The organism is uncultured Anaerotruncus sp. (assembly GCF_902490045.1).
GTDB lineage: Bacteria > Bacillota > Clostridia > Oscillospirales > Ruminococcaceae > Anaerotruncus.
This window is the reverse complement of sequence record NZ_CABUCJ010000214.1, coordinates 1-1,597: the sequence shown is the minus strand read 5'-3', so window position 1 is coordinate 1,597 and position 1,597 is coordinate 1. Positions and strand designations below refer to the sequence as shown.

Annotated in this window: 2 protein-coding genes; both read left to right on the top strand. The window is 62.9% G+C overall.

Features of this window, described 5'->3' with window-relative positions:
* Positions 1–115 precede the first annotated feature (115 nt).
* Positions 116–604, top strand: a complete 489-nt coding sequence (locus tag RDM88_RS12840) for a peptidylprolyl isomerase (protein WP_308755215.1) — start codon at positions 116–118, stop codon at positions 602–604.
* A gap of 4 nt (positions 605–608) precedes the next feature.
* Entirely contained in the window at positions 609–1,520 is a 912-nt protein-coding gene (locus RDM88_RS12835; protein ID WP_308755214.1) for a type II CAAX endopeptidase family protein, read from the top strand.
* Positions 1,521–1,597 lie beyond the last annotated feature (77 nt).

Below are 1,597 nucleotides of genomic sequence, written 5' to 3'. Positions count from 1 at the left end.
GCGCGTCCGCCGGTCCTCTTTCTTCCCGCGCGCGGCGCAAGGGGCTTGCGCGCGGTGCCGGGATGTAGTAAACTGAACAGGACGGTTAAGAATACCCGGGCCAGGCCCGGCTTTAATGGAGGATATTATGGTTACGATTCAGATGGAAAACGGCAGGGAGATCAAAATTGAGCTCTATCCCGACGTGGCGCCCGCCACGGTGGAAAACTTTGTGAACCTTGTCAGGGACGGCTTCTATGACGGGCTCATCTTCCACCGCGTCATCCCCGGTTTCATGATCCAGGGCGGCTGCCCGCAGGGCACCGGCATGGGCGGCCCCGGCCACACGATCAAGGGCGAATTCGCCGCCAACGGCGTGAAAAACGACCTCAAGCACACCCGCGGGGTCCTCTCGATGGCGCGCTCGGGCAACCCGAATTCGGCGGGCTCCCAGTTCTTCATCATGCATGCCGACGCGCCCCATCTCGACGGGCAGTACGCCGCGTTCGGCAAGGTGGTCGAGGGCATGGACGTCGTGGACGAGATCGCCGCGGTTCCGACCGACTATTCCGATCGGCCCAAGAAGGTTCAGCGGATGGCGAAGGTCACCTTTACCGAGGATTGAGCGGATGGAAATCCAGGCCGTCCGCCGGGATTACTTCTGGTGCGGGCTTTCCCTGCTTCTCCTGCTCGGCATGCAGCTGGTCGCGGGGGTGCTGGTCGCCGGCTTGATGGTCTTTTCCGCCCTCCCGCAGGCGCTTTTCATGCCGGTCACCATGGTGATCTCCACCGTGGTGGGGGACCTGCCGCCCATCCTGCTCCTTTCGCGCAAGGCGGGCATCCCGCTGAAGAGCCTCTTTACCGGGGAACATCATCTCGAAAAATGGGTGGGCCCCGGATTCCTCATGATGGTTGGAGCGAGCTTTGCGAGCGGTTACCTGGCCGTGGCCGTCGAGGCACTGCTTTCGGCGGCCGGGATTGAGCTCTGGTCGCCCGAGTTGACCCTGCCTTTCGACCTGCCGGGATGTGCGCTTATGCTGCTGGCGGTTTCCATTCTGGCCCCGCTGCTGGAGGAACTCCTCTTCCGGGGGCTGTTGCTGCGCACCTTCACCCGGTACGGGCCCCGTTTCGCCGTCTTTGCGTCCGCGATGCTTTTCGCCTTCACGCACGGCAACCTGACGCAGGGAATTGGAACCTTTTTTATGGGCGTTCTGCTTGCGGTCGTCGCCCAGCGCGCCGGGTCCGTCCTGCCCACCGTGATGATCCACATGTTCTATAATACCTTTGCCATGCTCATCAACACGGCGGTCGAACTCCCAAACCAAGCGGCCGTGGCCGCCGCGAACGGATTTTTTGTCCTCTTTGGACTTGTGTGCGTCGGTTACACGATGGCGCGCTGCCTCAGGCGCCGCCCCGTGCTCCCGCCGAAATGCCCCGAGGCGAAGCCGTTCGGTTTCCGGAGGCTCTTCCGCTCGTGGCCGGTGGACGTCTTTTTGGCGCTCTGCCTTTTGATGGCGCTGGCGCCGGCCCAAATGCACTAGAAAAATCCCCGGACGGATCCTTTCCGTCCGGGGATTTTTGGCGGGCGCGGGCCTCCCGCGAACCCGGCGGAAAACGA